Raw genomic sequence first — 23085 nt, 5'->3', positions numbered from 1 at the left:
ATGCCGAAGCAGAAGACCCACTCCGGGTCCAAGAAGCGCTTCAAGGTCACCGGCAGCGGCAAGATCAAGAAGCAGCAGGCCGGTATGCGCCACAACCTCGAGGTCAAGTCCTCGAAGCGCAAGGCCCGTCTGAACCAGGACAAGGTCGTGTCGGCCCCCGACGCCAAGGTCATCAAGAAGCTTCTCGGCCGCTGAGCCGACAGCGTTCATAGGCAATCAGGCCCGTAAGGAAGAAACAGAGTCATGGCAAGAGTGAAGCGGGCGGTCAACGCCCACAAGAAGCGCAGGGTCATCCTCGAGCGCGCCGAGGGATACCGCGGTCAGCGTTCGCGCCTCTACCGCAAGGCGAAGGAGCAGGTCACCCACTCGCTCGTCTACTCCTACAACGACCGTCGCAAGAAGAAGGGCGACTTCCGTCGCCTCTGGATCCAGCGCATCAACGCTGCGTCGCGTGCGAACGGCCTCACCTACAACCGCCTCATCCAGGGCCTCGGCCTCGCGGGTGTCGAGGTCGACCGCCGCATCCTCGCGGAGCTCGCGGTGCACGAGCCCGCCACGTTCGCGGCGCTCGTCGAGACCGCCAAGAAGGCGCTTCCGGCAGACACCTCGGCCCCGAAGACCGCCGCGTAGGCAGCACTTCGCATTCAGCGGCCCGGCACCACCCTCGTGGTGCCGGGCCGCTGCCGTTCCTTCGATCTCGAAGCCCGCCAATAGACTGGCGACATGCTCGAGAACCCCCGGTCGCCGCGCGTCCGCGCCGTCGCCAGACTCGCCAACAAGTCCGAGCGAGCCGACACCGGGCAGTTCCTCCTCGAGGGGCCGCAGGCGGTCTCCGAGGCGATCAGGTTCCGTCCGCAGGTGATCGTCGAGCTGTTCGCCACCCCGACCGCACTCGAGCGGCACGCCGACATCGGCGCAGCGGCCGCCGACGCAGACCTCGAGGTCGAGTTCGTCAACGAGTCCGTGCTCGAGGCGATGGCCGACACGGTCACCCCACAGGGGTTCGTCGCGGTGTGCCGTCAGTTCCCGACCGCGGTGAAAGACATCTTCGCGTCATCCCCGAAGCTCATCGCGATCCTCGAAGAGGTGCGCGACCCGGGCAACGCGGGCACCATCGTTCGCGCCGCAGATGCCGCCGGCGCCGATGCGGTGATCTTCACGGGGCGCGCGGTCGACCTCTACAACCCGAAGGTCGTGCGCTCATCGACCGGGTCGATCTTCCACGTACCGGTCGCCGTCGGTGCCGAGCTGGCCGACGTGCTCGAGCGAGCCCGCACCACTGGTCTGATCGTGCTCGCCGCCGACGTCAAGGGCGACGACCTGCTCGCCGTGCGCGACGAAGGCGTCCTCGCTGCACCGACGGCCTGGCTCTTCGGCAACGAGGCTCGCGGGCTTCCCGATGAGCAGCTCGCGCTCGCCGATCGCGCCGTCACGGTGCCGATCTACGGGCACGCGGAATCGATGAACCTCGCGACCGCGGCATCCGTCTGCCTCTATGAAAGCGCGTTCGCGCACCGGAGTGCGCATCACAGTTAGGTAACCACCGCGCCTCGGCTTGTCCGACGGTTCCGGTTGGCCCTAGTTTGAGGGTTATGGAGCCTGCCCAGCCCGCACCCGCGACATCGAACATCAGCGTGCGTCGAGGCGAACCGCTCGTCGTCGTCGAACATGTCGAGAAGCACTTCGGCGACCTGCACGTGCTCAACGACATCAACACCGTCGTCAATCGCGGCGAGGTCGTCGTGGTCATCGGGCCTTCCGGTTCGGGAAAGTCCACCCTCTGTCGCGCCATCAACCGCCTTGAGACCATCGATTCCGGAACCATCTCGATCGATGGCATCGCGTTGCCATCCGAGGGCGCCGCACTCGCCAGGCTCCGTGCCGACGTCGGCATGGTCTTCCAGTCGTTCAACCTGTTCGCGCACAAGACGGTGCTCGAGAACGTGACCCTCGCGCCGATCCGCGTGAAGAAGCGGTCGCGCAAAGAAGCCGACGCCAAGGCGATGGAGTTGCTCGACCGGGTGGGCGTCGCAAACCAGGCGAAGAAGATGCCCGCACAGCTCTCGGGTGGGCAGCAGCAGCGCGTCGCGATCGCCCGCTCGCTCGCGATGAACCCGAAGCTCATCCTCCTCGACGAGCCGACGAGCGCGCTCGACCCCGAGATGATCAACGAGGTGCTCGATGTCATGATCGGCCTCGCGAAAGACGGCATGACCATGATCGTCGTCACGCACGAGATGGGCTTCGCCCGCAAGGCGGCCGACCGCGTGCTCTTCATGGCCGACGGCAAGATCGTCGAAGAGGCCACGCCGGCCGAGTTCTTCGACAACCCCCAGTCCGATCGCGCGAAGGACTTCCTCTCGAAGATCCTCGAGCATTAGGCCTTCGCCGTCACAAGCGGCGGGGAACACCACACAGGAGAAGAGGCAGTGACATGAAACGCATGAGAATCGCACTCGTCGCAGCAGCGGCGGCTTCGGCGCTCGCGCTCGCCGGCTGCGCCACCGGCGGCGGTGGCGAGGCCGAGCCGACCGAAGAGGCGTCCGCGCCCACGTTCGAGGCCGGCACGACGATGGCCGAGCTCGCCGAGGCGGGCGAGATCACGGTCGGCACGAAGTTCGACCAGCCGCTCTTCGGCCTCGTCGGCCCCGACGGTGTGCCCGTCGGCTTCGACGTCGAGATCGCGAAGATCATCGCGAGCGAGCTCGGCATCTCCGAAGACAGCATCACGTGGACCGAGACGGTGTCGGCGAACCGCGAGCCGTTCATCGAGAACGGCCAGGTCGACATCGTGGTCGCGACGTACACGATCAACGACGACCGCAAGCAGGTCGTCGACTTCGCCGGGCCGTACTTCGAGGCGGGCCAGTCGATCCTCGTGCTCGAAGACAACGAGGACATCCAGAGCGAAGAGGACCTCGTCGGCCAGCCGGTCTGCTCGGTGAGCGGTTCCACCCCCGCGGCGAACCTGCGCGAAATCGGCGCCGAGGTGTTCGAGACCGATACGTACAGCAACTGCCTCGAGCCGCTGCGCAGCGGTCAGGTCGTCGCAGTGTCGACAGACAACGTGATCCTCGCGGGCCTGGTCGACCAGAACCCGGGCGAGTTCAAGGTGGTCGGCGAGCCGTTCACCCAGGAGCCCTACGGCATCGGCCTCATGAAGGGCGACGACGAGTTCCGCAGCTTCATCAACGACGTGCTCGAGGCCTCCTACGAGGACGGATCGTATGAGGCTGCGTGGGAGGCCACCGCCGGCACGGTGCTCGAGTTCCGCGAGCCCCCGGCCGTCGACCGCTACTGATGCCGTCGTGCGCGGTCCGACGGCGAACACCGCCGTCGGACCCCGCACCGACCTCCTGAACGCCACTCGGCGCCAGGCACCGTTCATCGAGAGGAAGGAGGAGCGTGGACGCCGTCATCGAAAACCTGCCCCTCTACTTCGAGGGTTTCGGCATGACGCTGTTCCTCCTCGGAGTATCAGGGCTGGCTGCGCTCGTCATCGGCACGCTGATCGCAGCGATGCGCATCTCGCCGGTGCCGTCGCTGCGTTGGTTCGCGACCGGGTACACCGAGCTCGTGCGCAACACGCCGCTCACGCTCGTGCTGTTCTTCTGCGCAATCGTGCTGCCCCTGCTCGGCTCCCGACTGGACTTCGTCACCGCGGCGCTGATCGGCCTTTCGGTGTACACGTCTCCGTTCATCGCCGAGGCATTGCGGTCGGGAATCAACGGCGTGCCGGTCGGGCAGGCTGAGGCGGCGCGAAGCGTGGGCTTCGGGTTCAGCCAGACGGTCGGGCTCATCGTGCTGCCGCAGGCGTTCCGCATGACGGTTCCGCCGCTCATCAACGTGTTCATCGCCCTCACGAAGAACACTTCGGTCGCGGGCGGATTCTTCGTCGTGGACCTCTTCGCCACCGGGCGCATTCTCGCGAACGCGCGCGGTGACGCGGTCATCGCGATCCTGCTCGGCGTCGCGACCTTCTACCTGCTCATCACCGTGCCGCTCGGACTGCTCGCGGCGCGCCTCGAACGCCGTTGGGTGGTGCAGCGATGACCGGCGCGAGCGTTCTCTTCGACGCCCCGGGCCCAGTCGCCCGCCGTCGATCCCTGATCAGTTCCATCATCGGCGCCGTCGTGATCCTCGCGGGACTCGCCTGGGTGGTACTCACCCTCGCGGCACCGAGGGGCGATCTCCCCGGATACTTCGACCCGTCCCGCTGGGAGCCGCTGACCGAGCCGCTGGTGTGGCAGCGCATCCTCACGGTGGGCGTGTGGGGCACACTCAGCGCCGCACTGACCGCCTCGGTCCTCGCGATCATCCTCGGCATCATCTTCTCCCTGCTGCGCAGCGCACGGACGTCGTGGATCCGTGTCCCCACGGCCGTGGTGATCGAGTTCGTTCGCGGCATGCCGGTGCTGCTGATGATGCTCTTCATCCTCCTAGTGCTGAACACAGGCACGTTCTGGGCGGTCGTCGCGGCGCTCACGCTCTACAACGGCGTGCTCATCGGCGAGGCACTGCGCGCCGGCCTGGTGTCGCTGCCACGCGGCCAGCGCGAGGCGGGGCTGAGCCTCGGCATGCGCCCGATGCAGTCGAAGATGCTGGTGGAGTTCCCGCAGGCGTTCCGGCAGATGCTGCCGATCATCATCGCCCAGCTCGTCGTGCTGCTGAAGGACACCTCGCTCGGCTACATCGTCGGCTATGTCGAGCTGCTGCGAGTGACCATGAATCAGCTGGCGACGTTCTACGGCAACTACTACCTGTTCTCGTTCTTCGTCGTCGCGCTCGTGCTCTACCTGATCATGAACTTGTCGTTGTCGTGGTTCGCGCGATGGGTGGCACGACGCACGGCGAGCAAGTCCGGTCGGCCGGTGCTGAATCCCGACGATGAGGATCAGGCGATACTCATGGCGACGGCGGTGGCGGACGCGCGCCAATCGGAGACGGGCCACGGCTGAAGCTGATCAGCCGGAGTTCGACCGGACTCAGCGCGTCCCGCGGCGGTCGCGCCTACTAGACTCGTTCTTCGTGTCCGAGCCCCGTGAAATCACCGAGAGCGCCGTGCAATCGGCGGTCGACGCAGCCCTCGCGGCGATCGCGTCGGCCGGCGACTCCGCCGCGCTGAAGCAGGTCCGAACCGAGCACACCGGCGAGAAGTCGGCGCTGGCCCTTCTGAACGCCGAGCTGCGCAACGTGCCCAACGAACAGAAGGCCGTGCTCGGCAAGCTGGTCGGCGGTGCCCGAGGCCGCGTCAACCAGGCGTTCACCGCCCGGGAGGCCGAGATCGTCGAGGCCGAGGCCGCGGCTCAACTCGAGGCAGAAGCCGTTGACGTCACGGCGCTCCCGTCGCGATTCACGCCCGGGGCGAGGCATCCGCTCTCGCTCCTGCAAGACCGCGTGTGCGACGTGTTCACCGGGATGGGCTGGGAGATCGCCGAAGGACCCGAGGTCGAGAGCGAGTGGTTCAACTTCGACGCGCTGAACTTCGACGCCGATCACCCGGCGCGCGCCATGCAGGACACGTTCTTCGTCGACCCGCCCGAGGCTCACCTGGTGATGCGCACTCACACGAGCCCGGTGCAGATCCGCTCGATGCTCGAGCGTGAGGTGCCGCTCTACGTGCTCGCGCCGGGTCGGGTGTACCGCACCGACGAGTTCGACGCGACCCACTTGCCGGTGTTCATGCAGTTCGAGGGCGTCGCGGTCGACAAGGGCCTCACGATGGCGCACCTCAAGGGCACCCTCGACCACTTCGTGAAGGCGATCTTCGGTGACGAGGCGAAGATCCGCCTGCGCCCGAGCTTCTTCCCGTTCACCGAGCCGAGTGCCGAGCTCGACTTCTGGCACCCCACCTTCAAGGGCGGCGCGCGCTGGATCGAGTGGGGCGGCTGCGGCATGATGCACCCCAACGTGCTGAAGGCGGCGGGCATCGATCCCGAGGTCTACACCGGGTTCGCGTTCGGCATGGGCGTCGAGCGCGGCCTCATGCTCCGCAGCGACGTGCAGGACATGCGCGAAATGGTCGAGGGAGACGTGCGCTTCTCCCAGCAGTTCGGAATGGTGGTCTGACCCATGCGAGTACCTCTCAGCTGGCTCGCCGAGTACGTCGAACTCATCCCCGGCACCACGCCCGAAGACGTGCACGCCGCTCTCGTCAAGGTCGGTCTCGAAGAAGAAGATGTGCACACCTTCGAGCTCGAGGGCCCGATCGTCGTCGGCGAAGTGCTCGAGTTCGTCGAGGAGCCGCAGACCAACGGCAAGACCATCCGCTGGTGCACGGTGCGCGTCGCGCCCGACGGTGAGACGGCCGCCGACGGCGGCGACGCCGTCCACGGAATCGTCTGCGGCGCACGCAACTTCTTCGTCGGCGACAAGGTCGTCGTGACCCTGCCCGGCGCCGTGCTGCCCGGGCCGTTCCCGATCGCCGCGCGCAAGACCTACGGTCACCTCTCCGACGGCATGATCGCCTCGGCGCGCGAGCTCGGGCTCGGCGACGATCACGAGGGCATCCTGCGCCTCTCCACCCTCGGCATCGATGCGCCCGTCGGCACCGACGCGATCACATTGCTCGGCCTCGATGATGCCGCCATCGAGATCAACGTCACTCCCGATCGCGGCTACGCGTTCTCCATTCGCGGTGTGGCACGTGAGTACGCGCATGCCACGGGTGCGCGATTCCGCGACCCGGTCGAGCAGTCGAAGCCGGCGGATGCTTCGGGCGACGCGTTCCCCGTCGAGATCCGCGACGACGCGCCCATCCGCGGCCGCGTCGGTTCGGCGGTGTTCGCGACGCGAGTCGTGCGCGGAGTCGACCCGGCGCGCCCCACGCCCGCGTGGATGATCGCGCGGCTGAAGCTCGCCGGCATCCGCTCGATCTCGGTGCTCGTCGACATCACCAACTACGTCATGCTCGAGCTCGGCCAGCCGATCCACGGGTACGACCTCGACGCGTTGCGCGGCGGTATCGTCGTGCGACGCGCGACGCCAGGGGAGAGGCTCATCACCCTCGACGGAAAGGAGCGGACGCTCCACGTCGAAGACCTCGTCGTCACCGACGACCGCGGACCGATCGGACTCGGCGGCGTCATGGGCGGTTCCGAGACCGAGATGGGCGAGTCGACGAGCAACGTGCTCATCGAGGCGGCGAACTGGGACCCGGTGTCGATCGCCCGCACCGCGCGCCGGCACAAGCTGCCCAGTGAAGCGGCGAAGCGCTACGAGCGCGGCGTCGACCCCGAGATCGCGGCGGTCGCCGTGACCCGCGTCGCGCAGCTCATGGCCGACCTCGCGGGCGGCACGGCCGACACGGGCGGCTCGCTCATCCACGAGGCGCCGGTACGGGAGGCCATCATGCTGCCGCGCGGCTTCGTGTCGAACCTCATCGGTGTCGAGTACACCGACGACGAGGTGCATGACGCGCTCGCCGAGATCGGCGGCGTGGTCACCGTGGTCGACGACGGATTCACAGTGCTGCCGCCGTCGTGGCGCCCCGACCTGACGGGTCGCGAAGAGCTGGCCGAAGAGGTGGCGCGGCTCGTCGGCTACCACCGCATCCCCTCGGTGCTTCCCGTCGCGCCTCCCGGGCGCGGGCTCACGCGCTCGCAGCGGCTGCGCCGCCAGACGGCCGATGTGCTCGCGGGGGCCGGCTCGACCGAGGTATTGAGCTTCCCATTCGCGACCGCCGACGAGAACGCGCGCTACGGCAGCGCCGACGGCTCGGCTGTGGCATCCGTGCGCCTCGCGAATGCACTCGACCAGTCGACCCCGTTCCTGCGCCGCTCGTTGCTGCCCGGGCTCATCGGTGCTGCGCGCCGCAACCGTTCGCGTGGCCTCAACGACCTCGACCTGTTCGAGATCGGCCTCGTGTTCCTGCCCGAGGCCGGGCGCACCTACGGCTCCGCCGAGCTTCCCGTCGGCGACGCGAAGCCGAGCGACGAGACCCTCGCGGCGCTCGACGCCGGCATTCCACCGCAGCCACGTCATCTCGGTGTGCTGCTCGTCGGCGACCTCGTGACCAAGCAGCCGGGGCGGGTCGCCGAGCCGGTCGGCATCGCCGATGCACTCGACGCGGTGCGCCGCGTCGTCCTTGCGACGGGCGCTGAACTCGAGGTCGTGCAGGGCGCGCACCAAGCGCTGCACCCGGGCCGCACCGCCGAACTCCGCGTCGGCGGGCAGACGGTCGGGTACGCGGGCGAACTGCTTCCGGCGCTCGCCCTCGAGCTCGACCTGCCGCGCGTCGTCGCGGTCGCCGAACTCGACCTCGATGCGGTGATCGCTGCGACCGAGCCCGCGGTCGAGGCGCGGCCGATCGGCACCTTGCCGGCGGCGACGCAAGACCTCTCGCTCGTCGTGGGCGCCGACGCACCGGCGGCAGACGTCGCCGCGGCGGTGCGCGAGGGCGCGGGCGAACTGCTCGAACACCTGCACCTCGTCGACGACTACCGCGGTTCAGGCGTGCCCGAAGGGTCGAAGAGCCTCACGTTCGCCCTTCGCTTCCGGGCGCGCGACCGCACCCTCACCGCGGCCGAGGCGAGCGATGCGAAGAACGCCGGCGCCGCGCTCGCCAGTGAGCGCTTCGGCGCAGTGATCCGCGCGTAGTCGTTCTCACGACGTACGAGAGCGGCGGCGCGCGACCGCGCCGCCGCTCGAACCGGGCGTCTTAGGCGTACCGCTGCACGAGCCGGTCGAAGGCGGCGTCGAGTTCGGCGTCGACGACCTGTCGCGAGGGGTCGGCGTCATGCCACGCGATCATCTCGCGCGCGCCGCGCCAGTAGGGGATCACCGCGCGGAACTCGGGTACGAGCGCCTTCACCTTGCTGTTGTCGAAGATCACCGAGTGCGCCTTGTCGCCGAGCAGGCCGGCACCGAGTTCGGGGAGTTCTCGCGCGATCGCGTCGCTCGCGATGTGCGCCGGCCGGAACTCGGCGCCCGCTGCCGCAGCGAGCGCCGAGGCGATCTGGTTCCAGGTGAGCACTTCATCGGACGTGATCTGGAACGCCTCGCCGAGCGCACCTTCGTTGCCGAGCAGGCCGACGAACGCGACCGCGAAATCGCGGGTGTGCGTCACGGTCCACAGGCTCGTGCCGTCGCCGTGCACGACGACGGGCTCGCCCCGGCGCATGCGGTCGATCGCCGTCCAGCCTCCGAGCAGCGGCACGCTCGCCTCGTCGTAGGTGTGCGAGGGACGCACGATCGTCATCGGGAATCCGCGCTCGCGGTAGGCCGCGACGAGCAGTTCCTCGCCGGCGATCTTGTCGCGTGAGTACTGCCAGAAGGGGTTGCGCAGCGGCGTCGATTCGGTGATGGGCAGCCTCGCGACCGGCTTCTGGTAGGCCGACGCCGACGAGATGTACACGTATTGACGCGTTCGCCCCTCGAACAGTTCGATGTCGCGTGCCACCTGCTCGGGCGAGAACGCGCGGAAGTTCGCGACGACGTCGAACGTCTCGTCGCCGATGGCCGCAGCGATGGATGCCGCATCCTCGGCATCGCCCGTGAGGTGGCGCGTGCCGGTGATCGGCATGCGCTGCGAACTACGACCGCGATTCAGGAGCGTCAGGTCGTAGCCGCGCTGCACGGCGAGGTCGCTCGATGCTCCGCTGATGGTGCCGTTGCCGCCGATGAAGAGGATCCGCAGGGTCATACGCCGAGCCTATGCGGGTTCGCTGCCCGCGGTCGAAGCATCCTCGCGCTCGCCCTCCCATCGGAACACCATCGCGTACACCGGCCCGGCAGCGAACCAGATCGCCGCGATCCAGGTGAGCCCCACCGCCATCCTCAGCAGCGGGTCGGACAACACCGCGTCCCAATCGGTGGGCAGGGCGACGCCTGCCACCATCGCCAAGCCGAGGAGCCCGGGCAGGGCGATGGCCCAGGCGACGACCACGCGCCGCCATTCCGCCCACATGCGCCGCACGTATGCCGTGCCCGATCTCGGCGGCTTCGGCGGGCGCGGTCCATCGGCGAAGCGGTACGCGAACCACCGGTCCGCCCACGCGATCGTCGCATGGCCGAAGCCGATCGTGAACCCCAGGTAGACGACGGCCAACGCGTGGACGGAGTCGGGTTCCGTGCCGCCGGCGAGGTCGACGACGGTGAGCGCGATCAACACGAGGTCGAGGAGCGGCACGCAGAGCAGGATCGTCCGGCTGGCCCGCGGCATCCTGAACAGGTATCTCATGGCGAGGCCGCTCGCGAGGGTCAGCCAGAAGGCGACCTCGACGGCGAGGATCGCCCAGACGATCGGGTTGAGCTGCGTCAGTTCATGCATGAGGAAGAGCCTGCGGCGCAGCGTTCATTCACCGCGTCGGCCGAACGCGGTGTCCTTCAGAGGACGTTCTACACATTTCGGATGACGCGCTGGGGCGCGTTCATCGGCCGGATGTCGGTCGCGGCTCGCCCAGCGACCTGCTTGCATGGAGGGATGACCTTGCTCGACGACGTCCGCCGGGGTGCGCGGCGTCACGCTCGGCTCCTCGGCACCGTCGGATTCGTCGCGCTCGGGATCCTGTTGGTCCCTGTCAGCGCCGGCGTGTACTGGGTCGACCAACCGCGCCTCGTCACTTGGTGGGCCGACCTCGCGTTGATCCTTCTGCTCGGAGTCGTCCACTTCTTTCGTCACCGCAGTCCGGTCGGCGCGCTGCTTCTCGCGGGTGTCGTGATCGCGGTCGGCGCCCTGGTCACCGGCGCCACACCGCTCGGCACCATCCTCATCGTCGCCGACCTGCTCTACCTCGTTGCGGTGCGGAGTCCATCGCGGGCCGTGGATGTCGCACAGTACGTGGCCGGCGCCGTCGCGGTCGTGGGCGTGCTGAGCCTCGCGGTGCCCGGAGGCCCACCCGAACTCGTGGTCCGCTTTCTCTGGATCCCGGTCACCGTGGTGCTCTCCCTTTGGTGGGGTCGCGCGGTGCGGGGTCCGCAGCTGGAAGCGGCGGCAGAGCGTGCGCGCGTCGAAGCCGTTCGCCGTGGCGCGGCCTCCGAGCGGCAGAGCGCACTCGCCTCCGAACGGATGGCGATCGGACGCGACCTGCACGACGCACTCGCCGGCCACGTGGTCGGCATCGCCATGCAGGCCGAGGCGGCGCTGCGCACGGCACGTGCCGAGCGATCGGCGACGACCCCGGGACTCGAGTCGATCCGTGCGTCGAGCCTCGCCGCACTCGGGGAGATGCGCTCGATGATCGACGTGCTCCGCGGTGACGGCGACGCGCTCTCGACTCCGCCGACCCTGGCCGACCTCGAGACGCTCATCGACTCGCAGCGAGCCGCCGGCGCACGACTGCAGGCAGAGGTCGGCGACGGGATCGAGTGGGATGTCCCGGCCGGAGTGTCGGTCGCGGCCTACCGCATCGTCCAGGAGGCGCTTTCGAACGCGGCGAAGCACGCCCCGGGTCGCCCCGTCGAGCTGAGGATCGTCCGCGACGACCGCGGCATCCTGATCACGACCAGAAACCCAGCCGGCGACGGCGTCGAGCTTCCCGACAGCCTGAGCGGTGGGCATGGCCTCGTCGGCATCGCCGAACGAGCGCGCATCCTCGGCGGATATGCGCAGGCCCGTGTCGACCGTGCACCGGGCGACGCGCAGTGGATCCTCGAGGCGCGGCTCCCGATACTCCACGAGTCGACCGAGGCGACGGCTGGAGCGGCCTCGTGATCCGCGTGCTGATCGTCGACGACCATCAGGCGGTGCGCGCAGGGCTCGGCGTGCTCCTCGACGGCATCGACGACCTCGCGATCGTCGGCGAAGCCGGCGACGGCCGCGAGGCGCTCCGCCTCATCGGCGAGATGCCCGTCGACGTCGTCCTCATGGACGTGCAGATGCCCGTCCTCGACGGCGTCGAGGCAACCCGCCTCCTCGTGGGACGTCCCGACGGCCCGCGGGTGCTCGTGCTCACGACGTTCGGCGTCGACGACATCGTCACGGCCGCGCTCGCCGCCGGCGCAGCCGGATTCATGCTGAAGACGGCCTCTGCCGACGCGCTCATCGACGCGATCCGCCGGGTGGCCGCGGGTGACGCGGTGCTCGCACCGGAGGTCACCCGTGCAGTGGTCGACCGCTTGCGGGCGCTCGACGCGCGGGTGGTACCCGAGAGCCCGTACCCCGCGGCATCCGGTCGGCTGGCCGACCTGACCGACCGCGAGCGGGAGGTGCTCGACTCCCTCGGGTTCGGCCTCTCGAACGCCGAGATCGCCGATCATCTGGTGATCTCCGAGGCGACGGCGAAGACGCATGTGTCGCGCGTGCTCGGCAAACTCGGACTCGCCTCACGGGTGCAGGGCGCGCTGCTCGCCCGGCATGAGGCAGAGCGCGCGTGAAACATGTCGTGATCATCGTGGTTCCGGTTTGCGACGGCACCGGTGGCGCCGATATGGTCGATCCCATGTCCGCCGCCCCGTTCGCCGCCTCCGCACGCCACCCGCGTGTCGTCGAGCTGCGCAACCGACGCCGTGGCGGGCGCCGAATCTCGGCGACCTCTGCAACGGCCTGACGGGTTGTCGCGGGGCGTCGCCGCATCAGCGCCCCGACCGCACAGACCCTAAGGTGGATTCCATGACGTACTCCGTCGCCGTTTCCGGCGCGTCCGGCTATGCCGGGGGAGAGATCCTGCGCCTGCTCGCCGATCATCCCGAATTCGAGGTGCGCACCGTCACGGCGCACGCCAACGCCGGGCAACCGCTCGTCGCAGTTCAGCCTCATCTGCGCACGTACACGCACCTGACCTTGAAAGAGACGACCACCGAGACCCTCGCCGGTCACGACGTGGTGTTCCTCGCCTTGCCGCACGGAACGTCGGGCGCCATCGCCGCACAGCTGCCCGACGACACCCTCGTGATCGACTGCGGCGCCGACCACCGGCTCGAGAGCCCAGGCGACTGGGCGGAGTTCTACGGCGGCGACTTCCACCCCGCGTGGACATACGGCGTCCCCGAGCTGCCTCGCCTCTCGGGAACCCAGCGCGACCGGCTCGCCAGGACGCGGCGCATCGCCGCTCCCGGCTGCAACGCCTCCACGGTCGCGCTCTCGCTCGCTCCGGGCGTCCGCGCCGGTGTCATTGAAGATCGCGACCTCGTGTCGGTGCTCGCAGTCGGTCCTTCGGGCGCAGGCAAGAGCCTGAAGGCGCACCTGCTCGGCTCCGAGATCCTCGGCTCGGCCAACCCCTACTCGGTCGGCGGTGTGCACCGCCACATCCCCGAGGTCGTCCAGGCGCTGCGGTGGGCGGGCGCTGCGACGCCGACCGTGTCGTTCACGCCCGTGATCGTGCCGATGTCACGCGGAATTCTCGCGACCTCGACGGCACGCATCATGCCGGGCACGGATGCCGCGACCGTGCGTGCGGCGTGGGAAGACGCGTACGCCGGCGAGCGCTTCGTGCAGTTGCTGCCCGACGGTCAGTTCCCGCGCACGGCCGACGTGCTCGGCGCGAACACCGCGCTCATGGGACTCGCCGTCGACGAGTGGTCGGGGCGCGTCGTCGTGGTCACTGCGGTCGACAACCTCGTCAAGGGCACCGCGGGTGCCGCCATCCAGTCGGCCAATCTCGCGCTCGGGCTCACCGAGTCGACCGGGCTTCCCGTGAACGGAGTCGCACCGTGACCGTCACTGCTCCCCGCGGGTTCGAAGCCGCGGGCATCGCCGCGGGCATCAAGCGTTCCGGCGCGCTCGACCTCGCGGTCATCGTCAACCGCGGTCCCTCGCAGGCCGCCGCCGCCGTGTTCACCTCGAATCGCGCCAAGGCCAACCCGATCCTCTGGTCGGAGCAGGTCATCGCCGACGGCGCCGTGGCGGCGATCGTGCTGAATTCAGGCGGCGCCAACTGCTTCACCGGACCCGAGGGGTTTCAGGTCACCCACCGCACCGCAGAGGCGACCGCGTCGGCGCTCGCCGTCTCGGCCGGTGACGTGCTCGTCTGCTCGACCGGGCTCATCGGCGACCAGCTCGACGGCGAGGTGCTCGAAGAGGGCGTGCTCTCCGCGGTCAACCGGCTCGCGTCAGACGACGTCGCCGGCGACGACGCGGCTCGCGCGATCATGACGACCGACACGAAGCCCAAGACCGTCGTGATCGAGGGCGACGGCTGGCACGTCGGCGGCATGGCCAAGGGGGCGGGCATGCTCGCGCCTGGGTTGGCGACCATGCTCGTCGTGCTCACGACCGACGCCGACCTGCCCGCCGCCGATCTCGACGCGGCCCTGCGAGCCGCGACCCGCGTCACCTTCGACCGGCTCGACTCCGACGGCTGCATGTCGACGAACGACCAGGTCACCCTGCTGGCGAGCGGCGCTTCGGGAATCGTCCCCACCGCCGGTGCCTTCACCGAGGCGCTCACCACGGCGTGCCGAGACCTCGCGATGCAATTGCAGGGCGACGCCGAGGGCGCGAGCCACGACATCACGATCGAGGTGCGTGGGGCGGTCACCGAAGACGACGCCGTGGAGGTCGGTCGCTCCGTCGCCCGCAACAACCTGTTCAAGGCCGCGATCTTCGGGAACGATCCCAACTGGGGGCGGGTGCTCGCCGCCATCGGCACGACGCAGGCGCCGTTCGACCCCTATCTCGTCGATGTGTCGATGAACGGGGTCCGCGTCTGCCATGCGGGCCGGCCCGACGCCCCGCGCGACGACGTCGATCTCGCGCCCCGGGCGACGCACGTGCTCATCGAGCTGCACGCGGGCGAGGCATCCGCATCGATCCTGACGAACGATCTCACGCACGACTACGTGCATGAGAACAGCGCGTACGCGAGCTGAACATGGGGGCGATCGAAACAGATTCCACGGGTGGCATGCAATCGGCGACCGCAGCCGAGAAGGCCCAGGTGCTCATCGACTCACTGCCGTGGCTGAAGCGATTCCACGGCGAGACCATCGTCGTGAAGTTCGGCGGCAATGCGATGGTGAGTCCCGACCTGCAGCGCGCGTTCGCCGAAGACATGGTGTACCTGCGCTACGCGGGCATCAAGCCGGTCGTCGTGCACGGCGGCGGTCCGCAGATCTCGTCCATGCTCGAGCGGCTCGGCATCGAGAGCGAGTTCCGCGGGGGATACCGCGTTACCACCCCCGAGGCCATGGACGTCGTGCGCATGGTGCTGTCGGGGCAGGTCAATCGCGAACTGGTGTCGCTCATCAACGGGCACGGGCCGCTCGCATCGGGGCTCTCGGGCGAAGACGCGGGATTGTTCCGGGGTCGCCGGCGCGGCGCGGTCGTCGATGGTGTCGAGGTCGACCTCGGCCTCGTCGGCGATGTCGTGGCCGTTGATCCTGCGGCCGTGCACGCGCAGCTCGACGCCGGCCGCATCCCGGTGATCTCGTCCATCGCGCCAGACGGCGACACCCCGGGCCAGTCGCTGAACGTCAACGCCGACTCGGCGGCCGCATCGCTCGCGGTCGCGCTCGGCGCGGCCAAGCTCGTGATCCTCACTGACGTCGCGGGTCTCTATCGCGACTGGCCGAACCGCGATTCGCTCGTGTCGGTCATCGATGTGCCCGACCTCATCTCGCTGCTGCCCTCACTCGAGTCCGGCATGATCCCGAAGATGCGGGCCTGCCTCGAGGCCGTCGAGGGCGGCGTGGCCAAGGCGGCGATCATCGATGGCCGGGTGCCGCATTCGATCCTGCTCGAGGTGTTCACGCAGTCGGGCATCGGCACCGAGGTGGTGCCGGGCGGCAGCGGCATCGCCACCGAGGGAAACGTCGCATGACCGCGTGGCAGCAGCGCTTCGATGCGCGCATCATGCGATCGATCGGCATGCCGCTCGCCAAGCTCGAGCGCGGCGATGGCGTTCGGGTCTGGGATGACGCGGGCAACGAGTATCTCGATTTCCTCGCGGGCATCGCCGTGAACGCGTTGGGCCACGCACACCCCGTGTTCGTCGACGCGGTCTCCTCGCAGGCGGCGGCGCTCGCGCACGTTTCGAACTACTTCACGACCGAGCCGGCGCTCGAACTCGCCGAGCGGCTCACGCGACTTGCGGGTGCTGGCGAGCACGGGCGCGCCTGGTTCGGCAACTCCGGTGCCGAGGCGAACGAGGCGGCATTCAAGCTCGCGCGCCTCAACAACTCGGGCGGGGCGCGCACCCGCGTGCTCGCACTCGTCGACGCCTTCCACGGCCGAACCATGGGTTCGCTCGCCCTGACGGGCAAGCCGCACATGCGCGACCCGTTCGAGCCGATGCCCGGCGGTGTCGAGCACATCCCCGCGACGGTCGAGGCGCTCGAAGCGTCACTCGACGATGCGGTCGCCGCACTGATCGTCGAACCGATCCAGGGCGAGGCCGGCGTCGTCGAACTTCCAGGGGGATTCCTCGAAGCAGCACGCGAACTCACCAGGCGGCACGGCGCGCTGCTCATCATCGACGAGATCCAGACCGGTGCCGGGCGCACAGGGGCGTGGTTCGGGTTCCAGCACGCCGGCATCACGCCCGACGCGATCACCGTGGCGAAGGGCATCGGCGGCGGCTTCCCCATCGGCGCGCTGGTGACCTTCGGCGAGACGTCATCGCTCTTCACGAAGGGCCAGCACGGCTCGACCTTCGGCGGCAACCCGCTCGCCACGGCCGTGGCGAACGCGGTGCTCGGGGAGATCGAGCGAGCCGGGCTCGTCGACAACGCCGCACGCCGTGGCGACGAGTTGCGCCGGCGCATCCTCGGCATCGGATCCTCGCTCGTCCACGGCGTGCGTGGCAAGGGCCTGCTCATCGGGGTCGGACTGTCCGAGCCGGTCGCCGGTCGCGTGGTCGCCGAGGCCATGCGACGCGGCCTGATCGTCAACGCCGCCAACGACTCCACCATCCGCCTTGCGCCGCCGCTCATCATCGGCGACGCCGAGGTCGACGAGTTCACCACCCGGTTCGCGGGTGTGCTCGACACCGTCGCCTCCCTCTGACCGAAACGACCGATCCCACCGAACGGAGTCACATGACCCGCCATTTCCTTCGCGACGACGACATCACTCCCGTCGAGCAGGCCGAGATCCTCGACCTCGCCGAAGCGCTGAAGGCCGACCGCTGGAGCCGCACCCCGCTCGCTGGGCCGCAGACGGTCGCCGTCATCTTCGACAAGTCGTCGACGCGCACGCGCGTCTCGTTCGCGGTCGGCATCGCCGATCTCGGCGGTTCGCCGCTGATCATCTCCACGGCGAGCAGTCAGCTCGGGGGGAAAGAGACGCCGTCCGACACCGCGCGGGTGCTCGAGCGCATGGTCTCGGCCATCGTGTGGCGCACCTATGGCCAGGCCGGCCTCGAAGAGATGGCCGCCGGCACGAGCGTTCCCGTCGTGAACGCCCTCTCCGACGACTTCCACCCCTGTCAGCTGCTCGCCGACCTGCTCACGATCCGCGAGCACAAGGGCGAACTCGCGGGGCTGACCGTCACCTTCCTGGGCGACGGCGCATCGAACATGGCGCAGTCCTATCTGCTCGCCGGCGCGACGGCGGGGATGCACGTGCGCATCGCCTCGCCAGACGAGTTCGCCCCCTCCGACGCGGTGGTGGCCGACGGCGACCGCATCGCCGCTTCGACGGGCGGTTCGATCACGCTCTACACCGACGCGGCCGAGGCCGTCGCCGGAGCCGACGTCGTCGTCACCGACACCTGGGTCTCGATGGGCAAGGAGTCCGAGAAGGCGCACCGGGTCGCCACCTTCGGGGGCTACCGGGTCGATCGCGAACTCATGTCGCTTGCGGCGTCCGACGCGGTCTTCATGCACTGCCTGCCGGCCGACCGCGGCTACGAGGTCACGGCCGACGTCATCGACGGCGAGCAGTCGATCATCTGGGACGAGGCCGAGAACCGCCTGCATGCCCAGAAGGCACTGCTCGTGTGGCTGCTCGAACGGAAGGACGCCTGATGGCCGAGCACGGCACCAACGAGGGATCGCTGTGGGGCGCGCGGTTCGCCAGTGGCCCGTCGCCAGAACTCGCGCGCCTGTCGAAGTCGACGCACTTCGATTGGCAGCTCGCGAGTTACGACCTCGCCGGCTCGCGAGCCCATGCGCGCGCGCTCGGAGCGGCCGGGTACCTCGACGCCGACGAGCTCGACGCGATGCTCGCCGGCCTCGACACGCTCGAAGCGCACGTGATCTCGGGCGAGATCGTCGCCGCCGACACCGATGAAGACGTCCACGGCGCCCTCGAGGCCGCACTCATCGGCATCGTGGGTGCGGAGCTCGGCGGCAAGCTGCGTGCGGGCCGCAGCCGCAACGACCAGATCGCGACGCTCGTGCGCCTGTACCTCAAGGACCACGCCGCCACGCTCGGGCAGCAGCTCATGCACCTCATCGACGCCCTCGCCGCCCAGGCCGACGCGCACCGTTCGGCGATCATGCCGGGCCGCACGCACCTGCAGCACGCACAGCCAGTGCTGCTCGCGCACCACCTGCTCGCGTATGGCTGGGCGTTCTCGCGCGATCTCGAGCGCATCGTCGACTGGACGAAGCGAGCGGATGTCTCCCCGTATGGCGGTGGCGCCCTCGCCGGTTCGACACTCGGGCTCGACGCGGCATCCGTCGCCCGTGATCTCGGCCTCGCCCGACCTGCCGACAACTCGCTCGACGGCACGGCGAGCCGCGACGTCGTCGCCGAATTCGCATTCATCGCCGCCATGATCGGCATCGACCTGTCGCGCCTCGCCGAAGACGTCATCCTCTGGAACACGCGCGAGTTCGGCTTCGTCACCCTCGATGACGGCTACTCGACGGGCTCGTCGATCATGCCGCAGAAGAAGAACCCCGACATCGCCGAGCTCGCTCGTGGCAAGTCCGGCCGGCTCATCGGCAACCTCTCCGGGCTGCTCGCCACGCTGAAGGGGCTGCCGCTCGCGTACAACCGCGACCTTCAGGAAGACAAGGAGCCGGTCTTCGATTCCGTCGAGACCCTCGAGGTGCTGCTGCCCGCGTTCACCGGAATGATCGCCACGCTGAAGTTCCACACCGACCGCATGGCCGAGCTCGCGCCGGCCGGATTCTCGCTCGCGACCGATGTCGCCGAGTGGCTCGTGAAGCGGCACGTGCCGTTCCGCGACGCGCACGAGATCACCGGAGCGCTCGTGCGGTTCGCCGAGCAGCACGGGCTCGAGCTCGATGCCGTCGACGATGCCGCGCTCGCCGAGATCTCGCCGCATCTCACCCCAGACGTGCGCGAGGTGCTCACCGTCGAGGGGTCGGTCGCGAGCCGAGACGGCGTCGGCGGTACGGCGCCGGTGCGCGTCGACGAGCAGTTCGCCCGCCTGGCCGACCGCGTTCGCCACCTGCTCGCCGGGCTCCCCGAGGGGCGACGCTGAGTCGACTCGTCGCACCCGACCGGGCATTCTTCGAGCAGGACCCGGTGCAACTCGCGCCACTCCTGCTCGGGGCGGTGCTCGGCTACGACGCTCCTGATGGACTGGTCGCCATCCGGCTTTCCGAGGTCGAGGCGTATCGCGGCGTCGGCGAGGACCCCGGATCGCATGCGTTCCGAGGCCGCACCGCCCGCAACGCCGTCATGTTCGGCGAGCCGGGACACCTGTACGCCTACTTCAGCTACGGCATGCACGTGTGCCTGAACATCGTGGCGAGACCTGCGGGCCTCTCGTCGGGCGTGCTCATGCGCGGCGCGACCGTGGTGGCGGGCATCGATCTCGCGCGGCAGCGCAGGCCGGGCGTGAACGATCGCGACCTCGCTCGCGGCCCGGGGCGGCTTTCGCGGGCGCTCGGCGTGCCGCTCGGCGCGGGCGGCAGCGATCTGCTCGAGTCGCCCTTCGAGCTTCGGGTGCCCGAGGCTCCGCTGCATTCCGCGTGCGGTCCGCGCACGGGTGTGAGCGGCGACGGGGGTGGCACCGCCTATCCGTGGCGATTCTGGCTTCCGGGAGACGAGGGCGTCTCGCCGTACCGGCGCCATAAGCTCGCCGCCGAGTGACCGTGCGCCGCGGTACCGGACGGGCGCGGTGTCAGCGGATGGCGAGGTGCACGACGAGCGCGGCCGCACACGCCCAGATGAGGCTCGCGAACGTGCCGATGATGAAGCGCTCACGCGCTTCGGGTGCCTCGAGCTCGGTGAAGCGGCCGACACCCTTGACCGCCACGACGATCGCGAGCGCCTCGGGGAAGCCGGCGATGATCGCGCCCGCGGAGGCGACACGCTCGAGCACGCCGATGGTGAGACCGCCGCGCAGCACTTCGCGACGAGCGCCGGCCACGATGCCCTGCCGCTTCTCTTCTGCCGACAGCCGCTCGGTCACGATGATGCCGCCGTGCAGACCGGGGGCGACCGTGCCGCCCATCGCGAGGTTGAGCGACGTCGCGGCGGCGGCGCTGCCGCCGAACACGGCGGTGGTGAGCCCGAGCAGCACGACGAGGGGGGCGAGGCCGAACTGGGCGGGCCCGCTCGCTGATGCGGCGGCGAGAATGGCGATGCCGAGCGTGCCCGCCGCGAACCAGACGTACGCCCGGCGCGGTCGCACGTAGGCGAGCACCGACAGCACGGCCGCGGCGCCGAGCGCGATGACGAGGGCCGACCATGTGATGGCATCGGCGATGAAGAAGAGGCTCACCGGGTTCCTTCCCGTCAGGCGTTCGGGGCCTGGTCTTCGAGCAGCATAGCGACCACGGGCGTCACCCGGACGCGGCGTGCGTGGCTTCGGCGTCGAGCTCGCGCAGCAGTCTGACGAGCGCGGGCGTGGCCTCCGCTTCGGCCCGCCAGAGGGCCGCGCGCAGGCGCGCGCTCACGGCGGCGGCGCTCACGTCGAGGATCGCCGCCGCCTCCTTCTGCAGGCGCCCGTCGTGCATGAGGTCGACGACCTCCCAGCCGGGATCGGTGCGTCGCTCGCGCAGCAGCACGAGCAGACGGACGAGCGGTTCGACGTCGGCGACGGTGATGCCGCTTGCGATCGGCGCGGCGCGCAGCGCGAAGCGACCATCGGCGCGCTTCGCGGCGCCGACCGCCTCGCGTGCGGCGATGAATGCGGTACCGGTCGCCTTGCGCGTGGCGTCGGGGAGTGGCGTGCGGATGTCCCCGACGCCGAGCCCGACGCTCCAGCGCCCGGTTCGGGTGGCATCGAGCACGATGGCCAGCGCCGCCTCGGCCGAGGTCGTGACGAGTTGCACCTCGTCGCCGGCCGTCTGGTCGACGGGCAGCAGCAGCTGATCTCCATGGCGCTCGGCGAGGTGCGCGATGAGCGGACCGGCCCGGTCTGCCTCGCGTCGACTTGCGACCTGATCGGCGGTGATGACGAACATCCGTCCTCCTGAAGGCTGGACCATTGATCGGTCGAGTTGAACGCTGCAGCTGCGACATCCGTGTGAATCAAGGATACAGACTTGAGTCGCTGAAATCAACCCTCAGGCTTTGATCTCGTCGAGGTATCACGCTGATACTCTGACGGGGTGTCAGACCCAGTGATCCTCTCGACCCAGCACAACGACGCCTCATTCGACGACGTCTGGGAGGAGCTCGTCTGGCGTGGCCTGGTGCACGTCTCGACCGACCAGGCTGCGTTGAAAGAGCTGCTCGCGGGCGAGCCGATCACGTATTACTGCGGATTCGACCCGACGGCGCCGAGCCTGCACCTCGGCAACCTCGTGCAGCTGCTCACCCTGCGTCGCATCCAGCTGGCCGGCCACCGCCCGCTCGCCCTCGTCGGGGGATCGACCGGGCTCATCGGCGACCCCCGGCCCACTGCCGAGCGCACGCTCAACACGAAGGAGACGGTCGTCGAGTGGGTGGGCTACCTCGCGACGCAGATGTCGCGCTTCCTCTCGGGTGACGGTGAGAACGCCGTTCGCCTCGTGAACAACCTCGACTGGACGGCGGGGCTCAGCGCGATCGACTTCCTCCGCGACGTCGGCAAGCACTACCGCGTGGGCACGATGCTGAAGAAGGACGCGGTCGCCTCACGCCTGAACTCCGACGCCGGCATCAGCTACACCGAGTTCAGCTACCAGATCCTGCAGGGCTTCGACTTCCTCGAGCTCTACCGCCAGTACGGCTGCGTGCTGCAGACCGGCGGCAGCGACCAGTGGGGCAATCTCACGAGCGGCACCGACCTCATCCACCGGGTCGAGGGCAGGCACGTGCACGCGATCGGCACGCCGCTCATCACGAACTCCGACGGCACGAAATTCGGCAAGAGCGAGGGCAACGCCATCTGGCTCGACCCCGCGATGTGCAGCCCCTACCGCTTCTACCAGTTCTGGCTCAACACCGACGATGCCGACGTGGTGTCGCGGCTCAAGGTCTTCACCTTCCTCGGTCGTGAACGCATCGATGAGCTCGAGGCGCTCGTCGCGAGCGAGCCGTTCCGGCGAGAGGCGCAGCGGGTGCTCGCCTTCGAGGTCACGACCCTCGTGCACGGGGCCGATGCCACCGCTGCCGTGATCGCCGCGTCGCAGGCACTGTTCGGGCAAGGCGACCTGGCCGCGCTCGATGACGACACGCTCGAGTCGGCGTTGCGCGAACTGCCGAACACGACGACGTCGCCGGATGCCCCGATCGCGCAGCTGCTCGCCGACACCGGGCTCGTGGCGAGTCAGAGCGAGGGACGCCGTGCCATCAAGCAGGGCGGCGTGGCGCTCAACAACGTGCGTATCGACGACGAGGCGGCGACGCTCGCCGACCACGTCGCACCCGGCAGCATGGCGGTGCTTCGTCGCGGCAAGAAGACGCTCGCCGGCGTCTTCATCGAGTAGGCCGCCGATCGCGTCGACGGACCCCGGTCACCCATGTTCGTGGGGACCGGGGTCCTCGTGTTTCCGGGGCCTACGGCGCGACACGCCCGGGATGCAATGCGAAGTTGCACGACCCACGGAATCGCCGTAATGTAATCACTCGTTGCCCCACAGGAGCGAAAGAGCAGAGAGTTCAACTGAACGCCGCTCTCGCCCTCAAGTGGCACGAAGATCCCAAGCCGCGAAGACATACATCCTTCGATGCGCTTGAAGCATTCGGAACCGTCCTCATGGGATGACCGAGTGAGAACGAAACAGCTCCGGTTGATCGGTCCGTATGGATCGTGAGCCGGGTGCGTCCGTTCCTTGAGAACTCAACAGCGTGCACTATGTTCAATGCCAATTTTTTGAACCCCGACCAGCCTTTGGGTTGGTGGGTTTCCTTTGATT

At 69.0% G+C, this 23085-nt stretch carries 23 protein-coding genes; 19 read left to right on the top strand and 4 right to left on the bottom strand.

What is annotated here, in order from left to right:
- The 9 genes from rpmI (at position 1) to pheT (ending at position 8598) form a co-directional block, all read left to right on the top strand.
- On the top strand, positions 1–195 hold the full coding sequence (gene rpmI, locus LSF15_RS00115; RefSeq protein ID WP_232496498.1) for a 50S ribosomal protein L35: 195 nt from the start codon (positions 1–3) through the stop codon (positions 193–195).
- Positions 196–243: 48 nt separating this feature from the next.
- A complete protein-coding gene (gene rplT, locus LSF15_RS00110) occupies positions 244–630 on the top strand; it encodes a 50S ribosomal protein L20 (protein WP_232496497.1) in 387 nt (128 codons plus the stop codon).
- A gap of 93 nt (positions 631–723) precedes the next feature.
- On the top strand, positions 724–1536 hold the full coding sequence (locus tag LSF15_RS00105; protein WP_232496496.1) for a TrmH family RNA methyltransferase: 813 nt from the start codon (positions 724–726) through the stop codon (positions 1534–1536).
- Between the two features lie 56 nt (positions 1537–1592).
- Complete coding sequence (locus LSF15_RS00100; protein ID WP_232496495.1) at positions 1593–2381, top strand: amino acid ABC transporter ATP-binding protein; 789 nt, start codon at positions 1593–1595, stop codon at positions 2379–2381.
- 53 nt (positions 2382–2434) lie between these two features.
- A complete protein-coding gene (locus LSF15_RS00095) occupies positions 2435–3301 on the top strand; it encodes a glutamate ABC transporter substrate-binding protein (protein WP_232496494.1) in 867 nt (288 codons plus the stop codon).
- Positions 3302–3405: 104 nt separating this feature from the next.
- On the top strand, positions 3406–4053 hold the full coding sequence (locus tag LSF15_RS00090) for an amino acid ABC transporter permease (RefSeq protein ID WP_232496493.1): 648 nt from the start codon (positions 3406–3408) through the stop codon (positions 4051–4053).
- Complete coding sequence (locus LSF15_RS00085) at positions 4050–4958, top strand: amino acid ABC transporter permease (RefSeq protein WP_232496492.1); 909 nt, start codon at positions 4050–4052, stop codon at positions 4956–4958. The genes LSF15_RS00090 and LSF15_RS00085 overlap by 4 nt, the downstream gene beginning before the upstream one ends.
- Positions 4959–5028: 70 nt before the next feature.
- Positions 5029–6069, top strand: a complete 1041-nt coding sequence (gene pheS, locus LSF15_RS00080) for a phenylalanine--tRNA ligase subunit alpha (protein WP_232496491.1) — start codon at positions 5029–5031, stop codon at positions 6067–6069.
- A 3-nt stretch (positions 6070–6072) separates the two neighbouring features.
- The gene (gene pheT / locus LSF15_RS00075; protein ID WP_232496490.1) at positions 6073–8598 is read left to right on the top strand and encodes a phenylalanine--tRNA ligase subunit beta; all 2526 of its coding nucleotides are present in this window, start codon (positions 6073–6075) and stop codon (positions 8596–8598) included.
- 61 nt (positions 8599–8659) lie between these two features.
- Here pheT and LSF15_RS00070 read toward each other — a convergent pair whose 3' ends face one another.
- The gene (locus LSF15_RS00070; RefSeq protein ID WP_232496489.1) at positions 8660–9643 is read right to left on the bottom strand and encodes an NAD-dependent epimerase/dehydratase family protein; all 984 of its coding nucleotides are present in this window, start codon (positions 9641–9643) and stop codon (positions 8660–8662) included.
- A gap of 9 nt (positions 9644–9652) precedes the next feature.
- Positions 9653–10270 carry a hypothetical protein gene (locus tag LSF15_RS00065; RefSeq protein WP_232496488.1) on the bottom strand — a complete coding sequence of 206 codons (618 nt, stop codon included), beginning with the start codon at positions 10268–10270 and terminating at the stop codon, positions 9653–9655.
- Between the two features lie 153 nt (positions 10271–10423).
- Between LSF15_RS00065 and LSF15_RS00060 the strand changes: the two genes are divergently transcribed.
- The 9 genes from LSF15_RS00060 (at position 10424) to LSF15_RS00020 (ending at position 19888) form a co-directional block, all read left to right on the top strand.
- Positions 10424–11653 carry a sensor histidine kinase gene (locus LSF15_RS00060; RefSeq protein WP_232496487.1) on the top strand — a complete coding sequence of 410 codons (1230 nt, stop codon included), beginning with the start codon at positions 10424–10426 and terminating at the stop codon, positions 11651–11653.
- Positions 11650–12315 (top strand): response regulator, encoded by a 666-nt coding sequence (locus LSF15_RS00055; protein ID WP_232496486.1) that lies wholly within the window; start codon positions 11650–11652, stop codon positions 12313–12315. The genes LSF15_RS00060 and LSF15_RS00055 overlap by 4 nt, the downstream gene beginning before the upstream one ends.
- Before the next feature lie 235 nt (positions 12316–12550).
- The gene (gene argC, locus LSF15_RS00050) at positions 12551–13594 is read left to right on the top strand and encodes an N-acetyl-gamma-glutamyl-phosphate reductase (protein ID WP_232496485.1); all 1044 of its coding nucleotides are present in this window, start codon (positions 12551–12553) and stop codon (positions 13592–13594) included.
- Positions 13591–14748, top strand: coding sequence for a bifunctional glutamate N-acetyltransferase/amino-acid acetyltransferase ArgJ (gene argJ, locus LSF15_RS00045; protein ID WP_232496484.1), 1158 nt, complete (start codon positions 13591–13593; stop codon positions 14746–14748). Before argC ends, argJ begins: the two co-directional genes overlap by 4 nt.
- A 35-nt stretch (positions 14749–14783) precedes the next feature.
- On the top strand, positions 14784–15698 hold the full coding sequence (argB, locus tag LSF15_RS00040; RefSeq protein ID WP_232496483.1) for an acetylglutamate kinase: 915 nt from the start codon (positions 14784–14786) through the stop codon (positions 15696–15698).
- Entirely contained in the window at positions 15695–16882 is a 1188-nt protein-coding gene (locus LSF15_RS00035) for an acetylornithine transaminase (RefSeq protein ID WP_232496482.1), read from the top strand. The genes argB and LSF15_RS00035 overlap by 4 nt, the downstream gene beginning before the upstream one ends.
- A 32-nt stretch (positions 16883–16914) precedes the next feature.
- Positions 16915–17844, top strand: a complete 930-nt coding sequence (gene argF, locus LSF15_RS00030; protein ID WP_232496481.1) for an ornithine carbamoyltransferase — start codon at positions 16915–16917, stop codon at positions 17842–17844.
- A complete protein-coding gene (gene argH / locus LSF15_RS00025; RefSeq protein WP_232496480.1) occupies positions 17844–19274 on the top strand; it encodes an argininosuccinate lyase in 1431 nt (476 codons plus the stop codon). Before argF ends, argH begins: the two co-directional genes overlap by 1 nt.
- Positions 19271–19888, top strand: coding sequence for a DNA-3-methyladenine glycosylase (locus LSF15_RS00020; protein ID WP_269756076.1), 618 nt, complete (start codon positions 19271–19273; stop codon positions 19886–19888). The genes argH and LSF15_RS00020 overlap by 4 nt, the downstream gene beginning before the upstream one ends.
- A 31-nt stretch (positions 19889–19919) precedes the next feature.
- Here the strand turns inward: LSF15_RS00020 and LSF15_RS00015 are convergent, their stop codons facing one another.
- Together LSF15_RS00015 and LSF15_RS00010 are read right to left on the bottom strand one after the other, a co-directional pair.
- Positions 19920–20522, bottom strand: coding sequence for a hypothetical protein (locus LSF15_RS00015; protein WP_232416124.1), 603 nt, complete (start codon positions 20520–20522; stop codon positions 19920–19922).
- A gap of 61 nt (positions 20523–20583) precedes the next feature.
- Positions 20584–21207, bottom strand: a complete 624-nt coding sequence (locus tag LSF15_RS00010; protein WP_232416122.1) for a DNA-binding protein — start codon at positions 21205–21207, stop codon at positions 20584–20586.
- Between the two features lie 147 nt (positions 21208–21354).
- Between LSF15_RS00010 and tyrS the strand changes: the two genes are divergently transcribed.
- Positions 21355–22656 carry a tyrosine--tRNA ligase gene (gene tyrS, locus LSF15_RS00005; protein WP_232416120.1) on the top strand — a complete coding sequence of 434 codons (1302 nt, stop codon included), beginning with the start codon at positions 21355–21357 and terminating at the stop codon, positions 22654–22656.
- Positions 22657–23085 lie beyond the last annotated feature (429 nt).

It is taken from the genome of Agromyces humatus, from assembly GCF_021228295.1.
In the GTDB taxonomy this organism is placed as follows: domain Bacteria; phylum Actinomycetota; class Actinomycetes; order Actinomycetales; family Microbacteriaceae; genus Agromyces; species Agromyces humatus.
Note: the sequence above shows the minus strand (reverse complement) of the source record. Positions and strands in the feature narration are given on the sequence as shown.

What these genes read in the sequence shown, in the direction of transcription:
- rpmI (WP_232496498.1), top strand. Translation starts at nt 1, where the DNA reads ATGCCGAAGCAGAAGACCCACTCCGGGTCCAAGAAGCGCTTCAAGGTC.
- rplT (WP_232496497.1), top strand. Translation starts at nt 244, where the DNA reads ATGGCAAGAGTGAAGCGGGCGGTCAACGCCCACAAGAAGCGCAGGGTC.
- LSF15_RS00105 (WP_232496496.1), top strand. Translation starts at nt 724, where the DNA reads ATGCTCGAGAACCCCCGGTCGCCGCGCGTCCGCGCCGTCGCCAGACTC.
- LSF15_RS00100 (WP_232496495.1), top strand. Translation starts at nt 1,593, where the DNA reads ATGGAGCCTGCCCAGCCCGCACCCGCGACATCGAACATCAGCGTGCGT.
- LSF15_RS00095 (WP_232496494.1), top strand. Translation starts at nt 2,435, where the DNA reads ATGAAACGCATGAGAATCGCACTCGTCGCAGCAGCGGCGGCTTCGGCG.
- LSF15_RS00085 (WP_232496492.1), top strand. Translation starts at nt 4,050, where the DNA reads ATGACCGGCGCGAGCGTTCTCTTCGACGCCCCGGGCCCAGTCGCCCGC.
- pheT (WP_232496490.1), top strand. Translation starts at nt 6,073, where the DNA reads ATGCGAGTACCTCTCAGCTGGCTCGCCGAGTACGTCGAACTCATCCCC.
- LSF15_RS00070 (WP_232496489.1), bottom strand. Translation starts at nt 9,643, where the DNA reads ATGACCCTGCGGATCCTCTTCATCGGCGGCAACGGCACCATCAGCGGA.
- LSF15_RS00065 (WP_232496488.1), bottom strand. Translation starts at nt 10,270, where the DNA reads ATGCATGAACTGACGCAGCTCAACCCGATCGTCTGGGCGATCCTCGCC.
- LSF15_RS00060 (WP_232496487.1), top strand. Translation starts at nt 10,424, where the DNA reads ATGACCTTGCTCGACGACGTCCGCCGGGGTGCGCGGCGTCACGCTCGG.
- argC (WP_232496485.1), top strand. Translation starts at nt 12,551, where the DNA reads ATGACGTACTCCGTCGCCGTTTCCGGCGCGTCCGGCTATGCCGGGGGA.
- argB (WP_232496483.1), top strand. Translation starts at nt 14,784, where the DNA reads ATGCAATCGGCGACCGCAGCCGAGAAGGCCCAGGTGCTCATCGACTCA.
- LSF15_RS00035 (WP_232496482.1), top strand. Translation starts at nt 15,695, where the DNA reads ATGACCGCGTGGCAGCAGCGCTTCGATGCGCGCATCATGCGATCGATC.
- argF (WP_232496481.1), top strand. Translation starts at nt 16,915, where the DNA reads ATGACCCGCCATTTCCTTCGCGACGACGACATCACTCCCGTCGAGCAG.
- argH (WP_232496480.1), top strand. Translation starts at nt 17,844, where the DNA reads ATGGCCGAGCACGGCACCAACGAGGGATCGCTGTGGGGCGCGCGGTTC.
- LSF15_RS00010 (WP_232416122.1), bottom strand. Translation starts at nt 21,207, where the DNA reads ATGTTCGTCATCACCGCCGATCAGGTCGCAAGTCGACGCGAGGCAGAC.